Consider the following 255-nt stretch of genomic DNA (forward strand, 5'->3'; position numbering starts at 1 on the left):
ATACAGGTACACGTCCTTTGAGAGTGCCAATCTGCTGAAACTGCGGACCTACTGGAGCAGCGCCTGTCCGCGCTGTCCGCTCAGAAACCAGTGCACGCCGGCTCCTTACCGGCGCATTCGCCGGTGGGAACACGAAGCGGTACTCGAGAGAATGCAACTCAGACTTGATCGCCAGCTTGACGCCATGACAATACGACGTCGAACGGTCGAACACGTGTTCGGCACACTGAAGCACTGGATGGGCTCAACCCACTT

At 57.6% G+C, this 255-nt stretch carries 1 protein-coding gene; it reads left to right on the forward strand.

The window, feature by feature from the left end:
- On the forward strand, positions 1–255 hold a 255-nt coding region (locus ACLFKU_RS44705; protein ID WP_410853514.1), incomplete at both ends, for a transposase.

Origin of the sequence: Paraburkholderia sp. EG304, assembly GCF_046543485.1 — a bacterium.
Lineage (GTDB): Bacteria > Pseudomonadota > Gammaproteobacteria > Burkholderiales > Burkholderiaceae > Paraburkholderia > Paraburkholderia youngii.